Below are 23,156 nucleotides of genomic sequence, written 5' to 3' on the forward strand. Positions count from 1 at the left end.
CGTTCGCCAACAACCGGGTTTCCCATGTTATCCTGCCTTCCCGCGTGGGCTTGGAGGCAAGAAATGTCTACTTACCTGCGATTACAAACCGCCAATTTAAAGCCGGAAATGGTCAGCCGTATCACAGCAGCCTACGAGCAGGCGCTCCATACGCTTTGCGTCAAGGATCGCGACGATCCGCTCACGGAAATGGTCGCAAGCAAGATCATCAGGATCGCCCAAACGGAGGTTCTCGCGCCGGCAGAAATTGCGGCTTTGGCGATCAAGGAACTCGAAACGCGTTAGGCATCTTGTACCTAACCCCTAGAACCCGAAACATTTCCGACATCGGGAGGTTGGCTATTGGGCTTCGGGGCTTCGCAATATGCGAGGCACGCCATGACCTCCTTACCGCCGGGCGAAGCAATTCTCACAGTCGCCATCATGGGCCTCACTGTCCTAATCGAGATTGCGCTTTTCGCCTCGATCGGAATGTTCTGAGAGACTCGCGTATGGCGCTTCGGCCGGAGCACCAATTCCGGCCGAGTTTTTCGCCGTTCTCCGCAACCATCGACCTGCCAACGGAACTAATTTTCAGCAAACACAATTGTCTCGTGGTCAGCGATGGAGGATCATCGCCATGAGGATCGAATATCTCTCTGCGATTGTGATAGCTATTCTTGCCGCTGGTACCGGGCTGGCCGTCAACTCTCTCGGCTCGCTGCCTACCGAAAAGCAGTCCACGGCGAATATGCAAGTGGCAGACCGACTAGCTGCCTCGGTCGATCCATTCTTGCTTCGGTCTGGTGGCTAACAGACGACGTTGCAGCCAACGGTGCTTGCATCCACTGGTAAGTTGTTTCGCGCTGTAGTTGGAAATTTATTCGCAGCGCAGCGCTCTTAAGTTGTTTGACGAAGTTCTGTTGAAACAGAAGGCTGCTATAGTCTATTTTAGGTAATCAGCCCTGTTCCTTTTTGCACCGACAAGCCAGCCAATCGTTCTTTGAGTTTTTTGAATTGGCTCAGCCTGTAAATGGGCTCACATCGGACAGCCATCGCCGGGGCTACGATTATCCGAAATCCGTGTTGGAAATCTAGTGGTGCTCTAACGATGGGGGTATCCATGCCCGCCATATTCGACCTGCTTTACCGCGAATACTGCCGCGCCCGCCTCGCTGAAATGCGGAATCAGCTTCTGATCTCGCGTGAAACTCCTCAAGTCCTACAATCCGATGATGATCCCGTTGATCACAGTAGCGTTGGTAGGACGGACACGCAGCACGAATTCAGCTACGGCGCGCCGAATTGAAGCGGCCGCAAGACATGGGGCTCTCGTCGACGAGGCGCAATAACGAACCAAGCGGCGATGGCTCGGGATACCCATTTGCGTACGAACTAAGATTGTAACTGCGCAGTTATTTCATCTCGGTTGTGAGGGCTCAACTCATGACGAAACACTTTTCGAAGCGCATTATGATCGATGTGCTTGTAGTCGCCATATCTTTGATGACAATCACGATTGCAGCGACATCGTTGGGCGAGCCCATTGTTGCAGGGATTGCTGCTTCTGTTCCGGGCCCATTCCATCTTGCGACGGAGACGGAAAGGACACTTGCAGGTGCCGGGCCGAGCAAACCGACGCTCGCCCGCGCGCCAACGGGTTGTCGGCTTCGATCTGCTCCTCTGCAATGGAAGGTGGACTGGCTTTTGGGGCCGCCTGCGGCTCCCTTACGATGAATCCCCGCCCAGGGCCGCCGACCGCTGCCCTTGAGGCTTAACGGAAAGGGCAAGCCGACGATTTGCTCGCGTTCGCCGCGCCGTCGTCCTCGGCTATGTCGAAGATCTTGACTGCCTGTGAAGTAGCTTTACATCCCTTCGCTCGTGGCGCGCGCTAATGTGAGGAAAGGTTCTTACCTTGACGGAGGCCTCCAATGCTTGCAGCAATCAAATGGAACTCCCGACATAGTGCTCGCGAATGGGTAATGATGGCTGTGGCGCTTGTCGTCCGCACACAGGCAAACCGGCAGAACGGCGAAAGGAAGCAAAAGCAGCCACTCTGGAAGCAGTTCGACGACACCCATCATTGGGACTCAACCGCGGAGGAATGGGTCCCCAACCAAGACCGACCGACTTCCTAAATACCTGCGAACGACGGGGGTGTCGGGCAGGGCGATGGAATTTCTGTCAGCAAGACTGGCGGGATATCCAATCGGCGAGTCCAACGATTGGGGACCGACTGCTTGCCAGTCTGATCGGACGAGTGGCTTACCCCATCCACGCGTGCATCGCATGGTCGGTCCCGACGAATCCTTTGACTTGGCCTCCCAGCAATTGCTTTGAGCCCGGCTGCAGTTCCCGTCGCGTTCTGCAGTGGCGTTACCCTGTCCTAGCCAACATGATCCACAAACGGTTGATGTCGGATAATGGCCCCGTGGCCGCTCAATCAGACGCCGCGATGTCTGCCTCTGGGAGATGAGCCGACCGTCTCCGGTAAGCTCCCGAGGGCGGCCTTTGACCCCGAGCGGACCTCCGCCAACCTCCAATGCGTTCATTCTCCGCTCCGCTGCTCGGTCAGGCCCTTGGAGCCCCCTTGCTTTTGGTTGGATGAATGGTTTCGCCCCGGGCGAGCATTTCTACAAACTCGCGAATTCGCTTATTCCGCGTTTCGGGGCGCTTGGCATCGTTTACGCGATAGACGAAGGCGAACCTGTTGGCACGGTCGAGCGTCGCAAACGCCCGTTCTGCTTCCGAATTTGCAGCCAGCGCAGCCAGGAAATCGGACGGAGGTTCGGCTTTGCCCTGGGATTGATACGCCGCGCTCCAGCGACCATCGGCTTTGGCTTTCTGGACCTCGCTCAACCCGGCAGGTTGCATGCGCCCTTCGCGAATAAGACGCTCCGCTGTATCCCTGTTGATTGCGGACCATCGGCTCGCACTTCGCCGCGGCGTCATTCTCACTAAATAGTAATGCTCATCAAACTTCCCAAGCTGACCATCGATCCATCCGTGACATAAAGCGGCTTCGATGGCCTGCGCCTTGGTGATGGTTGCTTCTGGTGCGCCGGCTTTAGCGAGCTTAAGCCAAAAGCCGCTCTCGCTTCCCTCGTGTGCCGACAGATAGGCTTCGATGGATGGCAGGTCCGCAAATGATATGATCGGACCCTTTACATTGGTCATGCATCCTCCTCGCATGGGCGGTTAAACGATTCCCTATGGATACGGGCCGTTCCGCGCTTGTATAGCCGGCATGCGGACTAGTCACTAACACCAGATTGAAGTTGCGAAGCCGCCGCCTCCGGGGGGCCTTTGATTTTGCAACAAGTGCTGACGGTTGATGTCCGATTCTGGCCCGATGCTGCCTGGCTCGAAGCCCGTGCAAACCTCGGCTGACGAACGTAGACCGGATGCGGCTTTCAGGAAGGCAGACCGCCGACTTTGATCCATCTCGGACATTGGGACGCAGCTTCGGAGATCCGATTATTTGCTCATTCTCACTCGCTGTCTCGCCGCAAAGTGCTAGGCTTTGGACATGGACGGGCGTTTCCTCCGTGGTGCTCAATGAGACGGCGCGAGTTCATGGGGCTGATCGGCGGCGCGGCAGCGACGTGGCCGCTCGGCGCGCATGCGCAGCAACCGGCAAGGTCGGTCTACCGGGTAGGGTATCTCGCGATCGCGTCACGCGAGCAAACATTTCGCAACGTTAGAGCCTTCGAAGAGGGCCTGCGGAGCCTTGGCTACCGCGTTGGCGAGAATGTCGTCATCGAGTACCGTTTTGCCGACGGAGAGATGGGGCGGCTGGCGGCGCTTGCCACAGAGGTGGCCGGGCTCGGCGTGGACGTCATCGTTTCCGGAAACAATGTGACCACGGTTGCCGCCATGAAGGCGACCAGGACGATCCCGATCGTGATGGCCAACAGTGCCGAGCCGGTCAGTGCCGGACTTGTCGCCAGTCTGGCGCGCCCGGGTGGCAACGTCACCGGGTTCAGCTCGGAGCCCGGCGATGAGATCAACGGCAAGCGGCTCGAATTTCTGAAGGACATTCTGCCGAACCTCTCGCGTGTTGGCATTCTGTGGAATCCGGACTTTGCGCCCAATCAGGACCGGCTGACGTCGCTGCGGGAAGCTGCCCAAGCGCTGGCGTTGACTCTTGTCCCGGCCGAGGCGGGCGGGCCGGACATACTTGAACAAGCGTTTGCGACAATGGTGAGAGAACGCGCGCAGGTGCTTCTCGTGCTGAGCGATGGGGTGCTGTTCAACCATCGCGGCCTGATTGGCGTCATGGCCGTCAGAAATCGGCTGCCTGCAATCTCTGCCGTGAGAGAATACGCCGAAGCGGGCTTCCTCTTGAGCTACGGGATTGACTTGCCAGATCAGTTTCGCCGGTCTGCGACCTTTGTCGACAAGATTTTTAGGGGTGCGATACCTGGCGACCTGCCAGTCGAACGGCCGACCAAGTACGAACTTGTCGTAAACCTCCAGACCGCCAAAGCACTCGGCATCAACATGCCACCGACCGTGCTGACGTGGGCCGATGTAGTGATCGAATAGGCACCATGACGTCGCTGATTGGCCGCTTGGCCGAACTGCTTATAAGCCGCCGCAACGCCGGTCTCGGAGGAGAACCGGACTTGACGAGCTGTGCGGTCGGACCGCTGTTTGTGACCCAAAGCCGTCTTGGCCATGGGCGTCGCTCGTGGTGCAGCGTTCTGCTATTGTAGCTTTTCCTCATTGTTGAATGTCGGCCAATGGAGCACGCGAATGCCGAACAGCGAGGAGATCGAGGCGAAGACGAACAACCCGGTGCCGCAGGGCTATGTGCTTGGTGCCAGCGAGGGTGAACACCTGATCCATTTTCGTGATGGCGGCAACATCTTCATCATGGTCGACCCCGTAACGGGATCCAACAATTTCGGCCTTGGCACGCAGCAGTTACCCAAGGGTTCAGGCATTCCGGTTCACCGACACCTCGACAGAGACGAAGCCTTCTACGTTCTGGAAGGCAGTGGCACGGTTACACTCAATGATGTGAGTCAGTCTTGCGAAAGAGGTGGAACGATTTTCATACCCAAGAACACGTGGCATGGCTTCAGTAGTCCAGATCAGCAACTGGTTCTGCTGTGGGTCATGGTGCCCCCAGGTCTCGACGGCTTCTTTCGCGAAACCTGCAGCCGACCCGGCGAACCTCGAAAGGAATTGACGCGGGAGCAGATCAACGCGATTGCTCTCAAATATGGGCAAGAATTCAGGTAGGCGGGCTCAAACATTTACTCACAGGAGCTAAGACGCCCCTAGCCGACGTGCCTATTTTGTTTGGCTGCTCATTTCCAGGTGGAGAGCTGACTAAGCGCGGATGGGTCGGCGAAGTTGCCTTTTGACCCCTTGGCGGACATGGGATCAAACCAGCGATTGCCACTAACCGGGGCCAATTTTATCCTCGTTAGTAACACTAACTTGGGTGTCAGAATCTGTCACATTAGTCATTGGACTTTTCAGAAATAATTTCGGCCCCTCATTGTTGTTCTTCCTGCGACAGGCGTTCTCGCTGTCGCGTCAACAACGGAGGATTCTTCGATGAGCAACAAGTTGTTTGGTTACCTCATCGCAGGTGCGCTCGCCTCCGCGCTCGCCATTGCCTCGCCGGCCCTCGCCCAGCGCGGCGGTGGTGGCGGTGGCGGGCATGGCATCGGCGGCGGTGGCGGCTTCGGTGGCGGGCATGCTATCGGCGGCGGTGGCGGCTTCGGTGGCGGGCGTGCTATCGGCGGCGGCGGCTTCGGTGGTGGGCGTGCTATCGGTGGTGGCTTCGGCGGCGCCCGCTTCGGCGGCGCGGGCCTAGGCCCGCGCACCGGACCCATGATAGGCCCGCATTTCGGCGGCGCCCGCTTCGCGGGTACGGGCCTAGGCCCGCGCACCGGACCCATGATCGGTCCGCATTTCGGCGGCGCCCGCTTCTTTGCGTCGCGTGCTGCGTTCACGCCTCGCTTCCATCACCGCTTCTTCCATCATCGCTTCCACCGCTTTGCGTTCATCGGCGCGCCTTTCGCCTACGCCGCCTATAACTATGACGATTGCTGGCGCAGAGTGTGGACGCGATATGGACTGCAGTGGATCAACGTCTGCTACGACTACGGCTACTAAACGCTGGCGAACCCACATCATTGTGATGATCGCCACTGGGTACTTTCTGGCGCAGAGAAGCTGAATAGGCTGGGGCGATCGTCGGCGAACGGCCATGACGGGTGGCTACCGCCGCATTCTGGTCGTCGAGGACGGCACCATCGCCCGCGACACGATGCGGTCTTCGTTGCTTGCGTTCGTGGAAGGCTGGTGAGATGTCGTTTGCGGGCGATTAGCATCAGCCCGGTTGCGTCCCCCTCAGCAATGGAACCACCATACTGCGGGCGGGAACTTGTCAATGTCTCTCACCGGTAACCGACCGGAAATTTAGCTGACGACGCTCAGGTGAGACAGTCGGGCGCAAATCTGCAAGTGTCTGCACAGCTCGCTTTGCTCCGACGCGAACAGGCGGCAGATGCGCTCCAGGATCGTGGTAGGGCTCATGAAAAGGCGGCTCAGTTCGCTGGGTGATGGAGGGGTGGAAGCGATCGGGTGCGTCGCAAACCCCGTTAGCAACCTGTGCTTCCGACTTGCGTTCTAGTCCGCTGAATACAAGCCAGATGTATCATTTGATAGAACCGGTGCGATTTTGGCGGCCGCATGGATAAAGCCCACGACGCACCGTGACGGCGTGTGCGCCAGTGCGAGGTCCAGCTCGAGCTGGGAACAACTCTCTCCCGGGCACGTCATTCATGAAACGAGGGAGATGCCCATGAAAGCTCTCATCGCAGCGATCGTGTTTGCCGCCATGACCGGGTCCGCGATTGCCCAGAATACCGGGCCCGCTCCGCAGAGCGGCATGGAAAGGCCGGAGAACACCAACGGCGCCACGGAGAAAGGGGCGATGGATACCACCGGCATGAATGCAAATCAGGCAAATCGGCCCGGCACGAAGGATATGTCCAAGGGAGCGAACAGGACCGACGGCAAGAAAAAATAAGAGTGCCGGCGGCGTGGCCAGCGCCATCCAAGGCGCCGGTCTTGCAATTGTATCACCTGCAGCAGTCTCACTCGCGCGCGCAGCAATCGACCAGCGCGCGCCAGATGCGTTCGATCTGCAATGTCCTTTGACGTTCGAAGACGGCATCGTCCTCCACACGAGGCGGCGTTGCGGTCCGCGTGTCGCGCGGCTCAATCCAGCGCTCCGAGATGGGATCGTACCATCGGCCGGGAGTCGTCACGTCCAACACCTTCATCGTCTACCCCATGCGCTTGTTGCTGGTGTTCTGGATGAGGTTGCCATGCGCAGCCTGCTCACGAATGTTCTGCTTCTCGTCGTCGCGGCGACCCTTGGTGGTGTCGACGGGAACTGACGGTGCGCTGCCGGCGCCCTTGGGACTCCGGTTCTGCTCGGGAACGGGGCGCACCGTTTTCGTCAACGGCTTTGTCATGCGCATCGACTCCATCATTGCCTGATGCGAGATCAACGCAATGAACGTTCGCGACGTTCCAAATGGTGCCGTTACGTTCTAAAGCATTTTAAACGCGATAGAACTCTGTTCTCGGCCGGAGAACTACGGGCATCTGGCGCCGGCTGCGCGTGGCGGTCCGTTCAGGAGTGAACACATCTGCGACGGCGATCGGCGCCGCAGTCGCCGAGCGAAGACCATTGTCCATGCCGTGCTTCTATCCAAGCCGTGCTTTGCGTTCGTCCGGGGCGCAGCTTCGCGCGGCGTGCTCGCGGTAGCGGGCGATCGCCCTGTTGGCGAGCATCAACGGCCGGCGCTCGCCGGTCTTGAGCTGCGCCTCGATGGCATCGAGGATGACGTTTGCGGACTCATCCGGCGGACCGAGCTCGCCGCTCTTCTCCAGGAAGCTCCAAGCAACGAAGAATGCGTTCTCGACGGTGCAGCGAATGGTCATGCGCTGCCAACGCCGTGCAGCCGCCCCCGTTCCGCGCGCCGGGTCGTGTCCCGGACCAATACGTGTCAGCGGAACCCCGGCTTACGTTGGATTTCGGTTGATCGCGCCATGGACGCGACGGCGACGGCGGTGGTTACGCCGGCGCTTGATTCGCGGATTTCAGCGCATCTCAGTTCTTGAGCACGATGCGACCGACCACCTTGCCGGCGCGCAACTCATCGATCCATTTCTGGACGTCGCCCATCGGCTCCTCGCGCATCGGCGTCGGCTTGATCTTGCCGGCGCGTGCCAGCGCCATCAGCTCCTGGGCTTCCGCGAGGGTGCCGACCATGAAGCCCTCGATGGTCATGCGCTTGTAGACCCATTGCACCATCGGCAGCGTGAACTGGCCGCCCATCAGGCCGGAGACCACGATCTTGCCGCCGCGTGCGGCGACCGCGACGGCAAACGCCATCGACTTCTCGTTGCCGGCGAAATCGACGATCTCGTCGAAGCCGCCCTCGGTCTCCTTGAGGATGCGCTTGATCACGTCAGGCTCGGCCGGATCGTAGGCGCTCGCGGCGCCGTTCTTCAGCGCGGTCTCGCGCGCGGCCGGTGAGAGGTCGGCGACCGTAATCGGCTGCTTGAACATCGCCTGCGCGAACGACAGGCCCATCATGCCGACGCCGCCGAGCCCGATCAGCAGGAGGTTGCGCTGGCGCGGACGGTCGACCAGACGCTTGAGCGCGCCGTAGGCGGTCACGCCGGAGCACATCAAGGTCGCGGCCTGGTTGACGGGCAGGGGATCGTAATCGAGCAGATATTTGGCGTCGGGCACCAGCACATGGGTAGCAAAGCCGCCGTCGATGGAGACGCCGAGGAAGCGCTGCTTGACGCAGAGATTCTCGTCGCCCTTCTGGCAGTCGCGGCACTGGCCGCAGCCGATCCACGGAAACACCGCCTTCTTCGCGCCGACGAGTCCGGCGGGAACGTCGGGGCCGACTTCATCGACGACGCCGGCGATCTCATGGCCGAGCGTGAAGGGCAGCGTCATGCCGCGCGTGGTGTCGAGCTTCTTGCCGCCTCCGAGATCGGCGTAGCCGTCCTGGATGTGCAGGTCGGAGTGGCAGAGGCCGCAGCGCTCGATGCGCACCAGCACCTCGCGACCTTGCGGCTTGGGCGTGTCGACGATGGTCTCGCACAACGGCGCGTCGAATTTGACCAGGGACTGCCTGCGCATCAGCGCCATATTCTTTCCTCCGAAATTATCTCATTGATTGAGCATGATCTGTTTCGGAAAACCGCTTCACACTTTGCGCTAGCGCGGCCCTTCGGGTCCGGATCATGCTTCTTCGCTTCGTATATTGGCCAATTCACAGGCCATGGCAACAAAGCCCGCAATCGGAATGGTCTCCGCGCGCCGGGTCGCATCGACGCCGGCAGCCTGTGCGAGCCGCGCGGGATCGACGCCCAGAGATTTCAGGCTTTGCCGCAGCATCTTGCGGCGCTGGCCGAAAGCTGCGGCTGCGACCTGCTCGAGCAGCCTGCGATCGCAGGCCAGAGGTTCTGCGCGCGGCTTCAGCCGCACCACGGAGGAGGTGACCTTCGGCGGCGGCACGAAGGCGGAGGGCGAAATGTCGAACAGGATCTTGGTCTCGCAGCGCCAGTTGGCGAGCACGCCGAGCCGGCCATAGGCCTCCTCGTCCTCATGCGCGACGATGCGCTCGCCGACCTCGCGCTGGAACATCAGCACCATCATCTCGTACCAGGGCGGCCAGGGCTCGATCGTGAGCCAATTGATCAGGAGCTGGGTCGCGATGTTGTAGGGCAGGTTGGCGACGATCTTTGCTCTTTCGCCATCGAGCAGCGGACGCGGGTCGAAGGTCATGGCATCGCCATGCACGATCTCGAGCCGGCCGGGATAACGCGCGGCGATATCCCGTAGCGCCGGGATCGCGCGATCGTCATGCTCGATGGCGATGATGCGCCTCGCGCCGAGCGCGAGCAAAGCGCGCGTCAGCCCGCCCGGGCCGGGCCCGATCTCGACGATGGTGGCATCCTCGAGCGGCGCGGCGGCGCGCGCGATGCGCGCGGTGAGATTGAGGTCGAGCAGAAAGTTCTGGCCCAGCGATTTGCGGGCCGACAGCGCATGCTGGCGGATGACCTCGCGCAGCGGCGGGAGGTCGTCGATCGCGCTCATCAGAGGTTTTCAGCCGCCATGCGGCTGGCGAGCCGAAGCGCGGCGATCAGGCTCGCCGGATTGGCCTTGCCGGTGCCGGCGATGTCGAAGGCGGTGCCGTGATCGGGCGAGGTGCGGATGAAGGGCAGGCCGAGCGTGACGTTGACCGCGTCGTCGAAAGCGACCGTCTTGATCGGGATCAGCGCCTGGTCGTGATACATGCAGACCGCGCAGTCATAGGTCTGCCGCGCAGCCTCGTGGAACATGGTGTCGGCAGGCAGCGGGCCCCTGGCCTCGATGCCGTCGTTGCGCAGCGCTTTCAGCGCCGGCGCGATGATGGTCTGCTCCTCGTGGCCGAGCGAGCCGTCCTCGCCGGCATGCGGATTGAGGCCGGAGACCGCGATGCGCGGCGCCGTGATGCCGAAGCGGGATTTGAGCTCGGTCGCGACGATGCGAACGGTCGAGACGATCAGCTCGCTCGTGAGCTGGGCCAGCGCCTCGCGCAGCGAGACGTGAATGGTCACCGGCACCACGGCGAGCTGCGGCGACCACAGCATCATCACCGGCTGCGGGACGTGGCTGTCCGTCGCGGCGAGCTCGGCGAGGTATTCGGTGTGGCCGGGATGACGGAAGCCTGCGCGGTAGAGCACGCTCTTGGCGATGGGATTGGTGACGACGGCGCCGGCGCGGCCCTCGCGCACATCAGCGACCGCCTGGCGGATCGAGGCGAGCGCGGCCGGCGCGCTCGATGCGTCAGGCTTGCCGGGCTCGGCCGTGGCATGCTCGCCGGTGGCAACCACGGGCAGGGCCTCGGTGAAGGCGGCCTCGGCCTCGCCGGGGCTCACCGCGGCGATCCTGATGTCGGCGCCGAGCGCCTTGGCGCGCCGGGCGATCAGCGCCTCGTCGCCGAGCAGGTAGAAGGCGGGCAGGTTCAGCTCACGGCGCCTGAGCCAGGCTGCGATGGTGATGTCGGGGCCGATGCCGGCGGGCTCTCCCAGGGTCAGGGCGAGGGGTTTTGCCGGGCGCGCTGCGGAAGGCTCGGCCATCAGCGGTTGCGATATTCGATCATCGCCGCCTTGCGGAGCTCTTCGAGATAGGCCTTCTGGGTCTTCTCGTACTTCTCCTGATACATCTTCTCGCGGACCTCGCGTTTCTTCGGCGTGTCGATCATGGTCGGCTTGCGCGAGCACAGCACCACCATCTCGATGCCGGCCTTGGTCACTTCGGGCGCGGTCAGATGGCCGATCGGCGTGTCGTCGAGCACTTTGCGCAGCGCCTCGGGTAGTTCCGCGGTGGTCTTGGTGACGCTGTCGCGGATGGTGGCGTTCGGCGTCGAGCGGAACAGCGAGTTGGCTTCCTCGCAGCTTCCGACGCGCGCGCGATAGCTGTCGGCTTCCTTCTTGCGTGTTTCAAGGAACGCCGGGGACGAGCCGCGCGGCACGATCAGCACGATCGGCTGCATCTTGTATTCGGTGCCCTCGATCTGGAGCTTCTCGCCGCTCTGCGCCTGCACGGCCTGGGCGACGTCACGCTCGCCGACGAGCAGCTTCTCCTTGTAGCGGCCGCGTACGAGGCTGGTCCAGACCATCTCGGACTTCATGCGGGCCTTCAGCGTCTCGGGGCGCACGCCCTTGGATTCGAGCGATTTGGTGAGCTGGTCCGGCGTGATGCGCATGCGCTGCGCCATGCCCTCATAGGATTGGTTGATGTCGGAGACGCCGGGATCGACCCCGTACTTCTTGCCTTCCTTCATCTTCACCTTGTCGTCGATCAGCTCGTTGATGACCTGCTCGCGGCTCGGCGCCTTCTGCGTCGTCAGCTGGTCGAGCTTCGAGCGCTGCTCGATGTCGAAATCGGTGATCGGATCGCCGTTGACCATGACGACGATGTTCTGCGCCCGCGCCGGCGCACCGACCAGGAACAGGGCGGCGAGGACGAGAAGGGGGCGGAAGATCGGCAACGGAATCGTCATGGTTATCGCTCGCATGTCAGCCGCGTCGAGCCTGTGGTGGCAAGCGCGGCCAGCACTTCAAACCGCTCACTGGAGGCCCGAGGAACCGCTGGTCGTCGACGAGGTCGCCAGCGTGCGCAGGCCGATCTGGAACATGAACGCGTGGCTCAACACGGGCGGTGCACTGCCCGCGGAATAGCTATAGGAAGTTACATAGTTCGCCGCCAGCACGAAGCAATCGTCGACATAGCCGGCGCCGAGCACATACTGGTTGATCTTGTTGGCCTCCAGATCCCAGCGGGCCGAACCCGACACCACCCAGTTGGAGGCGACCTTCAGCGAGCCTGTCGTCAGGATGCCCTCGCGGCGGGTCAGATAGCCGAGTTCCGGCTGCGCTGCGTAATTGCCGTACAGCACGGCGACCGACCAGCGATTGAAATTGGCGCGGCCTTCCGCCTCGAAACGCTGGACGTTCCAGGTCTGCTCGTCCATGCGGGAGCGGACGCTGAATGTATAAGTGCTGTTGGGTGAGTAGCTCGCGCTCGTGACGTAATCGGAACGCGGCTTGTCGAGACCGGAATTGAGGCCGGTATTGATGGTGTCCTGGACCGCGAAGGAGTTCAGGCCGAACAGGTGGTAGGACTGGCCGAACAGCACCTTGACGGCGCCGCCCTTGTCGAACTGCGTGGTGGACTGCACGCCGACATTGGCGCGGCCGCCGCCCTCGACGCGGTCGTAGCCGGAGAACTTGTCGACGCTGAACAGGTTCGATGCGTCGAACACCATGCTCTGGGCGTCCTCGTTCGGGAGCTTGCCGGCATAGGTTTCGTTCGGCCGGATGATGATCTGCGCGATCGGCTCGACGGTGGTCGAGCCCCAGGGCTGAATGTTGATGAAGGGATAGCGGTATTCCAGGCCAACGGTCGGCATCAGGCGGAACGCCTGGGTGTCGCCGACGGGCAGGAAGTTCGACACGCCCGGCTGGTTGGAGACCGAGGAATTGATCGCGTCGGCGCGGAGACTGGCGAACGGCGTCCAGATCTGGCCGAACGGATCGGTGAAGGACTTGCGCCACTGCGCTTCCGCGGTGAGGCGGGTGTAGGTGCCGGGGAAGCCGCGCAGCAGGCACTGCGAAGGCAGACGGGCCAGCGGATCGGCCGACGCCGTCGTGCACAGGCTGTTGGTGTTGGCGGTCGTCGTGATCGGATCGAACACCGACCCGTCACGCGACAGGTTCACGAAATTGGTCTTGTAGCTGAACTCGCCGCCGAAGACGGGATAGTTGAGCACGTTCGAGTAGTCGATCACCGGATAGACGATCGGCACCTGGCTCTGGTTGCCCGAATAGCTCAGCCAGTACATCGTGCGCGCATCGAAGAAGCTGCGATTGCCGACACCGGTCAGATAGAGTTGCGACAGCGCTTCGGTCGGCAGCAGCAGGAACGAGCCGAGCGGATCGCGGTACTGATAGAGCCGATAGTCCGAGAAGAAATAGTAGTCGGACATCAGGACGCCGTCCCAACCCCAGACCCATTTGTCGTTCAGCGCGAACTGACCCTTGGTGTCGACGGCGCCGCGGAATTGGCGGTCACCGGGCTGCCCGGCGAACGCTCCCGGATCGAGCTGGTCGATGCCATAAGCGCGGATCTGGTAGGCGCCGTCGATCAGGCGCTGCCGGAATTCGCCCTGCAGCATCACGCCTTGCCGCGACATGAAGCGGGGGGTGATGGTTGCGTCCATGTCGGGCGCGATCGCCCAATAATAGGGAATTTCGGCGCCAAAGCCGGTGTTCGTCGTGCCCGGGAAATAGCCCGGCATCAGGAAGCCGGACTTGCGCTTCACGGTCGGGTCGGGCGTCGAGAAATAGGGCATGTAGGCGAGCGGCACGCCGAAGAATTCGAGCTGTGCCGTCTCGAAATACAGCATCTTCTCCTGCTGGTCGTGGATGATGCGCGCACCCTTGACCTGCCACAGCGGCGGCTTCTTCGGATCGTCCTTACACGGCGCGCAGGCGGTGTAGACGCCGTTCTCGAACACCGTGTAATTGCCGCTGGAGCGGTCGGCGCGGCTCGCGGCCATGCGGGTCTGATCGGCGGTGTCCACGCGCAGCGAATCGACGAAACCGTCGCGGTAATCGTCGGAGAGATCCATGATCTCGGCATAGGTGATCTTGCCGTCGGCATCCGTCATGCGGATGTTGCCTTCGGCATGAAGCCGCTTGGTCTTCTGGTCGTAGATGACCCTGTCGGCCTCGACGCTGGTGCCGTTGTAGAACAGCTGGACGTTACCGACCGCGGAGACGCGCGAGTTGTTGTAGTCGTAGTCGACCTCGGTCGCCTGCACCAGCATCTGGTTGTCGTTGGGAGCCCTCTGCGGCTTCGGACGCGGCGGCAGCGGATTATAGGTGTACTGGGCGGAGGCAGGCACCACTGCGGCAACGTCGATCAGCGCGCCGAGCGAGGCGGCAGCGGCGACAGCGAGCAGAAGCCTGCGGACGGACCAGCCGCATCCGTTCGCGCGCACCAATGTGCGCCGCGTCGAACGAGACACGAGCCCTCGGTGGACGGCAGTCACTATCCGTCCTCCTGATAGAGCAAGGCCAAAAAGCCGGTGAGGCCGCCCACCACAACGGGCAACCACGCCGCAGCGATCGGATGCATCAACTCAGCCTTGCTCAAGTCCTCAGTTACTTTCGACAGGACGTAGAGCAGAAAGCCCGCGCCCACGCCACTCAAAACCATCTTCTGCACGCCGCCCATCCGGAAGAAGCGCAACGACACGGAGGCCGCCAGCATCACCATGGCCGCCAGCAAAAACGGCTGTGCCAGAAGCTTCTGATACTGGAGTCGGTATCCTGCTGTCGCGAAGCCCGAGCTTTCGGATGAGCGGATGTAGCTCGGTAGTTGCCAAAAGGACACAGTCTCGGGTGTGGAAAAGCTGTTGCGGACCTGCGCCTCTGTCAGAGTCGTCGGGATCTCGAGGCGGGCCTGATCGACCGGCGGGGAGTCCAGCGAGAAGCGGCGGACGCCCTTGAACAGCCAATGGCCGGCCTCCAGCGTCGCCTCGCGCGCCTCGATGCGTTCCTTGAAGTGCTGCTCTGTGTCAAACCGGAACAGCGTGAGGCCGGTGAGCCGGATGCCCTGCTGCTCGCTGCGTGCGGCATTGATGATGGTCTGGCCGTCGTTGGTCACCTGATTGAGCCAGAAGCCGGACGCATCCTGGATGCCGCCGCCGGGCGCCGAGCCGAACAGCTCCGCCTCCATGCGCTTGGAGAGTTCGCGCAAATTGGCCGACATCGGATTGTAGGCGACGGTGGCGATCACCCCGATCAGCAGCGCGCTGCCGAGCGCCGGCGAGATGAATTGCCAGGCCGAGATGCCGGCGGCGCGCGCGACCACGAGCTCGAGCCGGCGGGAGAGCGCGAGATAGCAGGTCATGGCGCCGATCAGCATGCAGAACGGCGTCAGCTTCTCCAGCAGCTGCGGCACCCGGAATAGCGAGGTCTCGGCCACCATGATCGCCGAGGCGGATGCGAGGCCAGAGGTCTTGCGCACCATCTCGATGTAGTCGACCAGCACCAGCAGCAGGAAGATGCTGGCGAACACGCCGAGCGCGGCGACCACGAAGCGGCCGGCGAAATAGCGCCCGAGTGTGTTGGTGAGCATGCTCATGCGGTGGCCGGCCGTCCGAACAGCCGCGCGATCCGCGCGTTCGATCTGTTGATGGCCTCCATCAGGCCGGGGGGCGGCTCGACCACGACGCCGCCGATGATCATCCAGAGCCCGACGCCGATCGCGCCCATGACCATCGCGTATTGCACCAGCACCGCGCCCGGCGATTTCACCGCCATCACGGAGCAGGCGAAGCCGGCCATGCGCAGGCCGAACACCGCGAGGATCGAGGAGCCGATCGAGAAATTGCGGCTCTGGCGGGTGGTGCGGGGCGCACCCAGGAACGCGAAGGTCAGCACGGCAAAGGCGAACGGATAGATCGGCGCCAAGATGCTGTCGTGCAGGGCCGAGCGGAACTGGCCGGGGATCTGCTTGTAGACGGGATCGTCCTCGGACGGCGAGAACAGCTCCCAGAGATAGCGTTCGCGGATGCCGAGGGTGACGTCGCGGCCCTGGCCGGAGAATTTCGACATGTCGAAGCCGTAGCGGCCGAACGCCACCAGCGCCGGATCGCGCTTGCCGGCCTCGAAGCGCTGGAGATTGCCCGTCTCCAGCACCAGGAACGATCCGGTGTCGTTCTTCACGACCTCGCCGTGCTCGGCGACGATCGAGACGCGCTCGTTCGGATCGCGGCGGTCGTCGATGAAGATGCCGGCGAGGATGCCGCCGGGCTGGCGCTCGCGGATCCGGATCGTCAGGTTCTTGTCGAGCTGGGCGAAGCGGCCGGGCTGAAGGATGTTGGTGAGCACGTCGGCGGTGATCTCGGCGTCCCACTGCTTGATCCGCCGCATGCCGTCGGGGGCGAGATAGGCCGCGATGAAGGCGACCAGCAGCGCCACCACGCAGGTGGCGTAGAAGAACGGATAGAACAGACGGAATGGCGAGAAGCCCGCCGCATTCATCACGATGATCTCGGAATCGGTCGCCAGCTTGTTCAGCGTGTGCGAGATCGCGATCATCAACGCGATCGGCGAGATGATCAGGACAAGGGCCGGGATGACGAGGCTGGTGATGCCGAGGAAGGTGAGGATGGTCTGACCTTGGCTCGTCATCAGGTCGATGCCGCGCAACGCCTGCGTAATCCAGATCACGCCGGTGAGGCTGACCAGGACCAGCGCAAACGACGCCAGCGTCGTGCGGAAGATATACCTATCGATCGACCCCATGCGCTACTGCACGAATCCCACCAAGACCCCAATGCCGGCGGGAATCCGGCTACCCGCCCCAATCCCGCAACGGGATCCCCAAGGGACGGCCAGCCATCGGTTCCGCCAGCTTACTCTCTCTACCATCCCTTTGATCCGTCAACAAAATGGCTGCCCCATGGCACCCTCAATATATGGTTAATATTTCGCTCGTTGTGGCCCGGCGGCCACGGCGGTGCTTGGCATCTGGCGGGCCGCTGGCCCATAGTATGGAAACCTCAGTGAATCGCAGTTCAGCTCCGGCCCCCGGCCGGGATCGCCGGGCGGCGAAAAGCCTCATGTTTTGGAGAAGTTACCCATGTCCGATGCCATCAAGGTCGGCTTTGTCCCGTTGTCTGCCGCGCCCCGTGGCATCCTGGTCGTGTTCTGCGACGACGGTCTGAAGCTCGGCCCGGCAACGGCCAAGGCGCTCGGCGGCGCCGCGGACCTGGTGAAGCGGGCGGCCTCCGCCACCGCCTTCAAGGGCAAAAGCGGGGCCGCACTGGACATCCTGGCGCCGGAGGGGGTGAAGGCCACTCGCCTGATCGTGATTGGCGCCGGCAAGTCGGCCAGCCTGAAGGCGAACGATTTCCTCAAATTCGGCGGCGTGGCAGCGAGCAAGCTTCCGGCCGGGACCGCCGCCATGACGATGATGGCCGAGCTGCCCGACGGCGCCATGACGAGCGAGCAGGCGGTTGCGGTCGCCGCGGGCCTGCGGCTGCGCGCCTATAAGTTCGACCGCTACAAGACCAAGAAGAAGGACGGCGAGGAGGGCGGCTCACGTGCCGATGTCTCGCTTGCGGTCGGCGATGTCACCGCTGCGAAAAAGGCATTCGCCGCGGCCGGCCACGTCGTCGACGGCGTCGTCATCGCGCGCGACCTCGTCAACGAGCCGCCGAACGTGCTTTTCCCCGAGGAATTCGCGCGCCGCGCCGGTCAACTCCGCAAGCTCGGCGTCAAGGTCGAGGTGCTCGACGTCAAGGCGATGCAGAAGCTCGGCATGGGCGCGCTGCTCGGCGTCGGCCAGGGCTCGATGCGGCCGAGCCGCACCGTGATCATGCGCTGGGACGGGGCCAAGAAGGGCGAGGCGCCCGTCGCCTTCGTCGGCAAGGGCGTCTGCTTCGACACCGGCGGCATTTCGATCAAGCCGGCCGGCAGCATGGAGGACATGAAGGGCGATATGGGGGGAGCTGCCTGCGTCGTCGGCCTGATGCATGCGCTGGCGGCGCGTAAAGCCAAGGTCAACGTGGTCGGCGCCATCGGCCTCGTCGAGAACATGCCCGACGGCAATGCGCAGCGGCCGGGCGACATCGTCACCTCGATGTCGGGCCAGACCATCGAGATCATCAACACCGACGCCGAAGGCCGCCTCGTGCTCGCCGACGTGCTCTGGTACGTGGCGAAGAAGGTGAAGCCGAAATTCATGGTGGACCTGGCGACGCTGACCGGCGCCATCATGGTCGCGCTCGGCACCGAGCATGCCGGCATGTTCTCCAACAATGACGAGCTCGCCGAGCGGCTGATCACGGCCGGCATCGAGAGCGGGGAAAAGGTCTGGCGCATGCCGCTCGGCCCCGAATACGACAAGCTGATCGATTCCCAGTTCGCCGACATGAAGAACACCGGCGGCCGTCACGGCGGCTCGATCACCGCGGCGCAGTTCCTCCAGCGCTTCGTCGACGGCACGCCCTGGGCGCATCTCGACATCGCCGGCACCGCCATGGGCGCGCCAAAGTCCGACATCAACCAGAGCTGGGGAAGCGGCTATGGCGTCCGTCTCCTGGATCGCCTGGTGGCAGATCATTACGAGCGCAAATGACCGAAGTGCTGTTCTACCATCTGCAAAACATGACGGTGGAGAACGTGTTGCCGCCGCTTCTCGAGAAATCGCTCGAGCGCGGCTGGCGCGTCGTGGTGCAGTCGACCTCGGAAGAGCGCGCCGATGCGCTGGACGCGCATTTGTGGACCTATCGCGACGATTCGTTCCTGCCGCACGCGACATGGCGCGTGAACGATGCCGTCGACCAGCCGATCGTGCTTGCGGTCGAGGCGGACAATCCGAACGGCGCCAATGTCCGCTTCCTGGTCGACAACGCCGCGCTGCCGCAGGACGCGGAGGGCTATGAACGCATGGTGCTCTTGTTCAACGGCGACGACCCGGACGCGCTTGCGCTCGCGCGCAGCGCCTGGACGGATTGCAAGGCGCGGGGATTTGATGTCACCTATTGGCAGGCCGACGAGCGGGGCCGGTGGCAGAAGCGGAATTAGCGCCGTTCGCAATTAATGATAATTTGCACTTTTCGAACGATGCTGGCTTCGGCCACCTTCGTGCCGCAAAGGGATGTTGGGACAATCGTTTAGGGCTGGTCCTTCACGCGGGGAATGAGTTTATCGTGCGACATCAAAAGCTTCCCGGCTCGCTCATGATTGTGTTGGCCGCCGTAGCACCGCTGGTTGCGGGCTGCTCGGGCGCGAGCGATCTGCTGTCGAAGGACGCAGAATGGTTCCAGAAGCCCGGCCGTCTCTTCATCAAGAATATCTCGATCGAGTCGCCGCCACTCACGCCTGACAAACCGGTGGGAGCCGAGGATCTCGTCAGCGCCGACGGCGCCTGTCCCGGCATGGCGCCGCCTCCCGGGCCGGCCGATGCCAATGCATCGACGACGTCGCCGGCGCCGATGGGCGGCACGGTCGCGCTCGGCCACACCGAGTGCGACGTGGTGCGCGGCATCGGCGCGCCTTCGTCCGTCAACCTCTCCAACGACGCCATCGGCCGCCGCGTCGCCGTCCTGACCTGGACGACCGGTCCGCGCGCCGGCATCTACACGTTCACGGCGGGACGTCTGTCCTCGATCGAGGGCAATCCGGAGCCGCAGGTCGTGCCGAAGGCCACCAAGCCGAAGGCGAAGAAGAAGTCGGCGTAAGCGTAACGCTTGCCGTTGAGGTCGCGTGCCCCGGACGCCGCGCAGCACCATAGTGTTGCGCTGCTGAGCCGGGGCCCAGACTCGTGGCACGCTGGGTCTCGACTCTGCGCAGCAGTGCAAAGAGTGCAGCCGCGCGTCCGAGACACGAGAGTGCATTGGAGCATGATCCGGAAAGGTGTGAAGCGGTTTTCCGTCTCAAGACGCAGCTCCTTTAGATCTGACGGCCGCTCTTCGCGATATGCTGCCAAAACGCCTCCGCGGCCTGCGCCAGACGAAGCTTCGGCCGGAACACGTGGATCTCGATCGGCACGTACCATTCTGCCCCGCCTGCTGCGACGATCTCGCCCGAAGCGAGCTGATCGCTGATCAGGCTTTCCGGCAGCCACGCCATGCCGCGGCCGGCCTGGACCATCGTCACCAGCAGCTTTGCGAGATGAGAGGTAAAGGTTGTGCGCAGATGCGCGTCCAACGGCGACGTCGCGCGCACGGCTTCGAGAATTCGTCCCATGCCGGATTCAGGACGGAAGCTCAGGAACGGGACCGGCGCGGCTTTCGTTCCCGGTAGCTTGAATCGCGGCTTGCGGCTTCGACTTGAAACCGGCACCGATGCCGGAATGAGCCTGTCGTCGCCGACATGCAGCGAGCGGAAATGCGATGGCGCGAGCGCCGTGGGCGCTGCCGGGTGGTAATGACAGAGCAGGAAGTGCGCATCGCCCGCGAGCAATATCCGCTCACAGGCCTCCATGTGGTTGGCGACGAGCTGCACGTTCGGAACGAACGCCAGCTTGGTCTCGATCCCGCGCAGCCAATCGGGAAAGAAGGTCAGCGACAGCGCGTTGGTCGAGGCGAACTTCAGCACGTCGGAGGCGCCGCGAGCCCGTTCCTGGGCGTCGAGCCGGCCGGCCGCAAGCCGGCGCAGAACGTCCTCGGCCGTCTCGCGAAAGCCTTCGCCGGCCGCCGTGAGATTGACGCTGTGCGTCGTGCGGTCCAGCAGCGGCGCCCCGGTCCACACTTCCAGCGCCTGAATCCTGCGGCTCAGCGCAGGCTGCGAGCAATTCCGCTGCTCCGCGGCGCGCGAGAAGCTGCGCGTGGTCGCCACCGCGATGAAATCGTGCAGCCAGTTGATCTCCATCGCAGGTCTCCTAAATGTATTAGGTTGCTTATGCATACTTTGCATAACGATATCAGAACACGACATTGGATTTCCAGTGTCGTGGGCGGCACGGTGCAGCAAGTCTTCTCTGGGAGGAAAGCGCGATGGCCGCGCGCACGCTGTACGACAAGCTGGTCGACGCCCATGTCGTCCGCAATCTCGACGATGCCGGTCTCGTGCTGCTCTATGTCGACCGCACCGTGCTCAACGAATACACCAGTCCTCAAGCCTTCGCCGGGCTGCGCGCGGCTGGGCGTAAGGTCTGGAATCCGAAGGCCGCGCTGATGGTCGTCGACCACGTCAACCCGACCGCGGCTCAGCGCACCCGAGCGATGCCGGACCGAGGCGCGGCGCGGCAGGTCGATTACTTCGCCGAGAACGCCAGGGATTTCGGCATCGAATATTTTGACATCCTCGACCCCCGGCAGGGCATCGAGCATGTTGTTGCTCCCGAGCAGGGGCTCGTCATGCCAGGCATGGTGATCGCGGCCGGCGACAGTCACAGCACCGCCTATGGCGCGTTCGGTGCTCTCGGCTACGGCATCGGAACATCCGACATCGAGCACTATCTCGCGACGTCGACCGTACGCTATCGCCGCCTCAAGACGATGCGCATCCACCTGACGGGGGAGGCGCCGCTCGGCGTGACGCCCAAGGACATTGTGATGGAGGTGATCCGGCGGATAGGTGCCGACGGTGCGACCGGATATGCCGTGGAGTTCAGCGGCCCCGTCGTCTCCAACATGAGCGTCGAGGGCAGGATCGTGATCTCGATCATGATCGTCGAGGCGGGTGCGCGCGGCGTCGTGATCGCGCCGGATCAAAAGGTGCTGGATTATCTGAAGGGACGTCCGCGCGCGCCGAAGGGCGAGATGTGGGAGCGGGCGGCCAGGAGCTGGCTGATCCTGGCTTCGGATCCCGACGCTCGGTTCGATCGCGAGATCGCGCTCGAGGTTTCCGAAATCGCGCCGGTCGTGACCTGGGGCACCAGTCCCGACCAGGCGATCGCCGTCACTGAGACCATTCCCGATCCTGGACAACAGGCTGCGCCCGAGCGCGAGGCGGCCGCGAGGCGCGCTCTGGACTATATGGGCCTCACGCCCGGCCTGCCCATTCAATCCGTTCCGATCGACTTCGCTTTCATCGGGTCCTGCACGAACGCGCGGATCGAGGATCTGCGCGATGCGGCCGAGATCTTTCGCGGCCGTCGGGTCGCCGATGGCGTGCGTGCGATCGTGGTGCCGGGCTCGACCCAGGTCAGGGCCCAGGCCGAGGCGGAGGGCCTCGCAAAGATGTTCACCGAGGCCGGCGTCGAATGGCGGCAGTCCGGCTGCTCGATGTGCCTTGCGATGAACGACGATGTGCTCAGGCCCGGCGAGCGGTGCGCGTCCTCGACCAACCGCAATTTTGAAGGCCGCCAGGGATCGGGCGCGCGCACGCACCTGATGAGCCCGGCCATGGTGGCGGCGGCAGCCGTCACCGGACGCATCACGGATGTGCGTTCTCTCTTGGCAGGAGCACGCCAATGATTCCGTTTGGTCAGGTCACGGGCGTGGCTGCGCCCATGATGGCGCCCAATGTCGACACCGACGTCATCATGCCAAAAATGTTCCTCAAGGGCGTGGACCGCAGCGGCTTGGGCGAGGGCGCCTTCAACCTGCTGCGCTTCAGCGGCGGTAAGCCCAACGCTGACTTCATCCTCAATCGGGAAGGCTATCGCGACGCCAACTTTCTCGTCGTCGGCCCGAATTTCGGCTGCGGGTCGAGCCGCGAGCACGCGGTCTGGGGGCTGCAGCAGCTCGGCATTCGCGCGCTGATCGGCACCAGCTTCGCCGGCATCTTCAACGACAATTGCGCCAACAACGGTCTGCTGACGATCTCGCTCGATGCCGATGTGGTGGCGGAACTCGCCCGCGTCGTGGCCGACAGCTCGCGCAATGACGTTACGATCGACCTTGCTGCGCAATCGATCCGGTTCGATCGCGGTCGCCGCTCGATCGGGTTCGACATCGAGCCGGACAGGAAAGAGGCCTTCCTGACCGGCCGCGATTTCATCGCCTCCACGCTCGTCTTCGCCGACGACATATGCGCCTTCGAGGCGCGGCATCGGGCGGAGAACCCCTGGATCGTCTGACCTGCACGACCTTGCGCGGCTCGAA

Annotated in this window: 22 protein-coding genes; 10 read left to right on the top strand and 12 right to left on the bottom strand. The window is 63.0% G+C overall.

Annotated features, from left to right (window positions below; all coding sequences use genetic code 11):
• Positions 1-63 precede the first annotated feature (63 nt).
• Positions 64-285: a hypothetical protein gene (locus AAE027_RS15295; protein WP_370985428.1), complete on the top strand. Its 222-nt coding sequence runs from the start codon at positions 64-66 to the stop codon at positions 283-285.
• Between the two features lie 2,265 nt (positions 286-2,550).
• On the opposite strand, the gene AAE027_RS15300 is transcribed toward AAE027_RS15295, so the two are convergent.
• A complete protein-coding gene (locus tag AAE027_RS15300; RefSeq protein ID WP_091892827.1) occupies positions 2,551-3,156 on the bottom strand; it encodes a YdeI/OmpD-associated family protein in 606 nt (201 codons plus the stop codon).
• Positions 3,157-3,555: 399 nt separating this feature from the next.
• Between AAE027_RS15300 and AAE027_RS15305 the strand changes: the two genes are divergently transcribed.
• The 4 genes from AAE027_RS15305 to AAE027_RS15320 all read left to right on the top strand — a co-directional run bounded on the left by AAE027_RS15305 (position 3,556) and on the right by AAE027_RS15320 (position 7,033).
• The gene (locus AAE027_RS15305) at positions 3,556-4,527 is read left to right on the top strand and encodes an ABC transporter substrate-binding protein (RefSeq protein ID WP_370985427.1); all 972 of its coding nucleotides are present in this window, start codon (positions 3,556-3,558) and stop codon (positions 4,525-4,527) included.
• A gap of 210 nt (positions 4,528-4,737) precedes the next feature.
• The gene (locus AAE027_RS15310) at positions 4,738-5,229 is read left to right on the top strand and encodes a cupin domain-containing protein (RefSeq protein ID WP_370985425.1); all 492 of its coding nucleotides are present in this window, start codon (positions 4,738-4,740) and stop codon (positions 5,227-5,229) included.
• Between the two features lie 321 nt (positions 5,230-5,550).
• A complete protein-coding gene (locus AAE027_RS15315; protein WP_370985424.1) occupies positions 5,551-6,114 on the top strand; it encodes a hypothetical protein in 564 nt (187 codons plus the stop codon).
• A gap of 691 nt (positions 6,115-6,805) precedes the next feature.
• Positions 6,806-7,033, top strand: a complete 228-nt coding sequence (locus AAE027_RS15320) for a hypothetical protein (RefSeq protein WP_370985423.1) — start codon at positions 6,806-6,808, stop codon at positions 7,031-7,033.
• 67 nt (positions 7,034-7,100) lie between these two features.
• On the opposite strand, the gene AAE027_RS15325 is transcribed toward AAE027_RS15320, so the two are convergent.
• The 10 genes from AAE027_RS15325 to lptF all read right to left on the bottom strand — a co-directional run bounded on the left by AAE027_RS15325 (position 7,101) and on the right by lptF (position 16,902).
• The gene (locus tag AAE027_RS15325; protein WP_370985422.1) at positions 7,101-7,289 is read right to left on the bottom strand and encodes a hypothetical protein; all 189 of its coding nucleotides are present in this window, start codon (positions 7,287-7,289) and stop codon (positions 7,101-7,103) included.
• Positions 7,290-7,292: 3 nt separating this feature from the next.
• Positions 7,293-7,484 (bottom strand): hypothetical protein, encoded by a 192-nt coding sequence (locus tag AAE027_RS15330; protein ID WP_370985421.1) that lies wholly within the window; start codon positions 7,482-7,484, stop codon positions 7,293-7,295.
• 235 nt (positions 7,485-7,719) lie between these two features.
• Complete coding sequence (locus AAE027_RS15335; protein ID WP_370985420.1) at positions 7,720-7,956, bottom strand: hypothetical protein; 237 nt, start codon at positions 7,954-7,956, stop codon at positions 7,720-7,722.
• 169 nt (positions 7,957-8,125) lie between these two features.
• Positions 8,126-9,184 carry an alcohol dehydrogenase gene (locus AAE027_RS15340; protein ID WP_370985419.1) on the bottom strand — a complete coding sequence of 353 codons (1,059 nt, stop codon included), beginning with the start codon at positions 9,182-9,184 and terminating at the stop codon, positions 8,126-8,128.
• A 93-nt stretch (positions 9,185-9,277) separates the two neighbouring features.
• Positions 9,278-10,135 carry a 16S rRNA (adenine(1518)-N(6)/adenine(1519)-N(6))-dimethyltransferase RsmA gene (gene rsmA / locus AAE027_RS15345; RefSeq protein ID WP_370985418.1) on the bottom strand — a complete coding sequence of 286 codons (858 nt, stop codon included), beginning with the start codon at positions 10,133-10,135 and terminating at the stop codon, positions 9,278-9,280.
• The gene (gene pdxA / locus AAE027_RS15350) at positions 10,135-11,160 is read right to left on the bottom strand and encodes a 4-hydroxythreonine-4-phosphate dehydrogenase PdxA (protein WP_370985417.1); all 1,026 of its coding nucleotides are present in this window, start codon (positions 11,158-11,160) and stop codon (positions 10,135-10,137) included. The genes rsmA and pdxA overlap by 1 nt, the downstream gene beginning before the upstream one ends.
• Positions 11,160-12,086 (bottom strand): SurA N-terminal domain-containing protein, encoded by a 927-nt coding sequence (locus tag AAE027_RS15355; protein ID WP_370985416.1) that lies wholly within the window; start codon positions 12,084-12,086, stop codon positions 11,160-11,162. The genes pdxA and AAE027_RS15355 overlap by 1 nt, the downstream gene beginning before the upstream one ends.
• 66 nt (positions 12,087-12,152) lie before the next feature.
• Positions 12,153-14,639: an LPS-assembly protein LptD gene (locus AAE027_RS15360; RefSeq protein WP_370985415.1), complete on the bottom strand. Its 2,487-nt coding sequence runs from the start codon at positions 14,637-14,639 to the stop codon at positions 12,153-12,155.
• Positions 14,639-15,736: an LPS export ABC transporter permease LptG gene (gene lptG, locus AAE027_RS15365; protein WP_130216071.1), complete on the bottom strand. Its 1,098-nt coding sequence runs from the start codon at positions 15,734-15,736 to the stop codon at positions 14,639-14,641. Before lptG ends, AAE027_RS15360 begins: the two co-directional genes overlap by 1 nt.
• Positions 15,733-16,902, bottom strand: a complete 1,170-nt coding sequence (gene lptF, locus AAE027_RS15370) for an LPS export ABC transporter permease LptF (RefSeq protein ID WP_128934253.1) — start codon at positions 16,900-16,902, stop codon at positions 15,733-15,735. The genes lptG and lptF overlap by 4 nt, the downstream gene beginning before the upstream one ends.
• A gap of 337 nt (positions 16,903-17,239) precedes the next feature.
• Here lptF and AAE027_RS15375 point away from each other — a divergent pair, with 337 nt between their 5' ends.
• From AAE027_RS15375 to AAE027_RS15385, 3 genes are all read left to right on the top strand, one after another.
• Complete coding sequence (locus tag AAE027_RS15375) at positions 17,240-18,739, top strand: leucyl aminopeptidase (RefSeq protein WP_370985414.1); 1,500 nt, start codon at positions 17,240-17,242, stop codon at positions 18,737-18,739.
• Complete coding sequence (locus AAE027_RS15380) at positions 18,736-19,188, top strand: DNA polymerase III subunit chi (protein WP_091892858.1); 453 nt, start codon at positions 18,736-18,738, stop codon at positions 19,186-19,188. The genes AAE027_RS15375 and AAE027_RS15380 overlap by 4 nt, the downstream gene beginning before the upstream one ends.
• 164 nt (positions 19,189-19,352) lie before the next feature.
• The gene (locus AAE027_RS15385; RefSeq protein WP_370985484.1) at positions 19,353-19,844 is read left to right on the top strand and encodes a hypothetical protein; all 492 of its coding nucleotides are present in this window, start codon (positions 19,353-19,355) and stop codon (positions 19,842-19,844) included.
• A 211-nt stretch (positions 19,845-20,055) separates the two neighbouring features.
• Here AAE027_RS15385 and AAE027_RS15390 read toward each other — a convergent pair whose 3' ends face one another.
• Positions 20,056-20,976: a LysR family transcriptional regulator gene (locus AAE027_RS15390; RefSeq protein WP_370985413.1), complete on the bottom strand. Its 921-nt coding sequence runs from the start codon at positions 20,974-20,976 to the stop codon at positions 20,056-20,058.
• Between the two features lie 125 nt (positions 20,977-21,101).
• On the opposite strand from AAE027_RS15390, the gene leuC reads away from it, so the two are divergent.
• Together leuC and leuD are read left to right on the top strand one after the other, a co-directional pair.
• Positions 21,102-22,526, top strand: coding sequence for a 3-isopropylmalate dehydratase large subunit (gene leuC, locus AAE027_RS15395; RefSeq protein WP_370985412.1), 1,425 nt, complete (start codon positions 21,102-21,104; stop codon positions 22,524-22,526).
• Entirely contained in the window at positions 22,523-23,131 is a 609-nt protein-coding gene (gene leuD / locus AAE027_RS15400) for a 3-isopropylmalate dehydratase small subunit (protein ID WP_370985411.1), read from the top strand. Before leuC ends, leuD begins: the two co-directional genes overlap by 4 nt.
• The last annotated feature ends 25 nt before the right edge of the window (positions 23,132-23,156 follow it).

It is taken from the genome of Bradyrhizobium sp. DN3 (assembly GCF_041357655.1).
In the GTDB taxonomy this organism is placed as follows: Bacteria; Pseudomonadota; Alphaproteobacteria; order Rhizobiales; family Xanthobacteraceae; genus Bradyrhizobium.